Below are 2,737 nucleotides of genomic sequence, written 5' to 3' on the forward strand. Positions count from 1 at the left end.
ATCCTCGGCCAGAGCTTTGACGTTGCGCGGGATATAGTCGCCACCGACCATGTCGAGGATCAGGTTTGCCCCGCCTTCGGCCCGCATGACGGCCACAAAATCCTCATCGCGGTAGTTGATTGCCCTTTCCGCACCCAACTTGACGCAAGCTTGACATTTTTCATCCGACCCTGCGGTGGCAAAAACGCGGGCGCCAAAGGCATTGGCCAACTGGATGGCCGTCGTGCCTATCCCGCTCGAGCCGCCATGGGCCAGAAATCGTTCACCAGCCTTCAGCCCGCCCCGCGAAAACACGTTGGACCAAACGGTGAAAAAGGTCTCGGGCAGGCAGGCCGCCTCTTTCATTCCCATGCCGGCAGGAACCGGCAGGCAATGGGCCGCGGGGGTGGCGACATATTCGGCATAGCCGCCGCCCGGCAGCAAAGCGCAAACCTGATCGCCGACGGACAGTCCTTCGACCCCGGCCCCGACCGAGACCACTTCGCCCGAAGCCTCAAGCCCCGGCAGGTCGCTGGCACCGGGCGGCGGATCGTAAGCGCCCGCGCGCTGCAACGCATCCGGGCGGTTCACCCCGGCATAGGCCACTTTCAGAACGACCTGCCCCGCACCCGGTTCAGGAATCGGACGCTCGGTCAGTTGCAAAACATCGGGACCACCCGGTTCGGTGATCTCAACAGCGCGCATCATCTGGGTCATAGGCACCTCCTTTGCCCAATGCCTAGCAGGCATCAGGGCCAAGGCCCAGCACCAAGACGCGCTACTTTCGGGGGGTCAGTATCCCCGGAAGATCGGCCCGCATTCTTACCGGGGCCTTCACCTGACCCGCCAGCCAGTTCGGAACCGCCAGAAACGGTTTCAACACCGGGTTGTCGCGCATCTGTGCCTTGAGCTTTTCAAACTCCATGACATTTGCGATTCTGCGATCCAGAAACTCCCACGTGTTCTGATGATCCGGGCTGTCATCGCCCAGCCAGAACAGCAGGGTCGAGGAATAGACCCCCGACAAAGTGGCCCGCTTCGTGTACCAGTTCACATCATCCGAGCTGTCGCCCAGCGCGTCCCAGATCAGATCGCAGGTCTGCCAAACCGCCTTGGCACCGTCGGCCGCATGTGTCGGCAGGGAAAACAGCGTCATGCCCCGGCGCACCAGCTCTTTGTCCTCGACGGCCTGCAACCGGAACCGAACCGCAGCGGCAATCCTGTCGCGGAATTTCAGTTCGCTCAGGTCTTCGGACTTGATGCGGTCCAGCATCGCCTGATCCCCGCGCGCGTGATAGGCCAGCGCCAGATCCACCGCGCCGCGCGGACAAATCGCGCGCGCCAGACCGTCATCCAGACCACAGTCGGAAATGGAGGCGCGAAAACTGGATTCCGACCACCCATCGAAGGGAACATGGATCAGCATCGCATCCAAAAGCTGCCGTTTTGCATCTTCATATGTGGTCGTCATGGCGGTTCTCCGGTTGTCGGACCCAGTACTAGACAAGTTAGAGCGGCTTTGCTATACGGCCAACTCCTGCAATTTCCTTGCAACTCTATCTAGAAAGGTGGTGACAACCACATGCAGGTTAGTGTTCGCGACAATAACGTCGATCAGGCGCTTCGTGCCCTGAAGAAAAAGCTGCAGCGCGAAGGCGTGTTCCGTGAAATGAAGCTGAAGCAACATTTCGAGAAACCGTCCGAGAAAAAAGCGCGCGAGAAGGCTGAAGCGATCCGTCGTGCCCGTAAACTGGCACGTAAGAAAGCACAGCGCGAAGGTTTGCTCTAAGACCTTTGGTCTCGTCCAGCTTTGGATGACACTATTTGACGACCCCCGAGGCATCGCCCGGGGGTTTGTCGTTTCGGCGATCGGTTTCAATCCGCCGACTCGTGGTACCGGCTGTGCGACAAGCCGCCATTTCCTCACCAGCAACATTTTGCCCGGCATTTTGCAGCGCAGCGAATCCCGCATCGGTAGCATCGCGTCGCCAAAACTCGCCTGTATTGAACCGCCCCCTATCACCGTCGATATCCCGACCTCTAAGTGAGCCCGTCCGGAAGGACCCAAACACAAACGGAGGCAAAAATGTCGACTGCAAGTACATTCGAACGCGAGATGCTGGAGCTGATCAACCAGGAGCGCACATCCCGCGGGCTCAACCCGCTTCAGCTTGAGACGCAGCTGAACGATTCATCCGAAGATCACAGCACCTGGATGCTGGACACAGACACGTTCAGTCACACCGGTTCGGGCGGTTCCAGTGCGACTCAGCGGATGCAAAACGCCGGGTTCGATCTTGAGGGCAACTGGCGGACCGGCGAAAACATCGCATGGCAGTCCGAACGCGGGCAGCCCGGTATCAGCGATGACGTGGCCCAGTTGCACCAGAACCTGATGAACAGCCCGGGCCACCGCGCCAATATTCTGAACCCGGATTTCAAATATATCGGGATCGGGATCGAAACCGGCGATATGCAGGGTTTTGATGCGGTGATGGTCACCCAGAACTTTGCTGCAACCGACGCGGCAGTCATGCTGGACAACGACAATTCGAACACACCGCCCGTTCCGCCAACCACACCGGACGAAGTTGCCGTTCCGGAAGAGCCGGAACCCGAAACACCCGATACCGACGTCACCGAGACCGAGGAACCGGAGCCCGAAACGCCGGATACCGACGTCACCGAAACCGAAGAACCGGAGCCCGAAACGCCCGATACCGACGTCACCGAAACCGAAGAACCAGAACCAGAAACA

At 59.5% G+C, this 2,737-nt stretch carries 5 protein-coding genes; 3 read left to right on the forward strand and 2 right to left on the reverse strand.

Translation table 11 applies throughout. The features are described from left to right. On the reverse strand, positions 1 to 696 hold a 696-nt coding region (locus AC2FNN_RS21340; RefSeq protein ID WP_496760490.1), incomplete at its 3' end, for an NAD(P)H-quinone oxidoreductase. A gap of 61 nt (positions 697 to 757) precedes the next feature. Beyond that, on the reverse strand, positions 758 to 1,450 hold the full coding sequence (locus tag AC2FNN_RS21345) for a COQ9 family protein (RefSeq protein ID WP_496760492.1): 693 nt from the start codon (positions 1,448 to 1,450) through the stop codon (positions 758 to 760). 111 nt (positions 1,451 to 1,561) lie between these two features. On the opposite strand from AC2FNN_RS21345, the gene rpsU reads away from it, so the two are divergent. The 3 genes from rpsU to AC2FNN_RS21360 form a co-directional block, all read left to right on the forward strand. Further along, complete coding sequence (gene rpsU / locus AC2FNN_RS21350) at positions 1,562 to 1,768, forward strand: 30S ribosomal protein S21 (RefSeq protein ID WP_005614280.1); 207 nt, start codon at positions 1,562 to 1,564, stop codon at positions 1,766 to 1,768. A 25-nt stretch (positions 1,769 to 1,793) separates the two neighbouring features. Further along, positions 1,794 to 2,027: a hypothetical protein gene (locus tag AC2FNN_RS21355; protein WP_496760494.1), complete on the forward strand. Its 234-nt coding sequence runs from the start codon at positions 1,794 to 1,796 to the stop codon at positions 2,025 to 2,027. A gap of 38 nt (positions 2,028 to 2,065) precedes the next feature. Beyond that, positions 2,066 to 2,737, forward strand: a 672-nt coding sequence (locus AC2FNN_RS21360; RefSeq protein WP_496760495.1) for a CAP domain-containing protein, incomplete at its 3' end; no start/stop codon positions are given.

It is taken from the genome of Ruegeria sp. BHSA118, assembly GCF_059613405.1.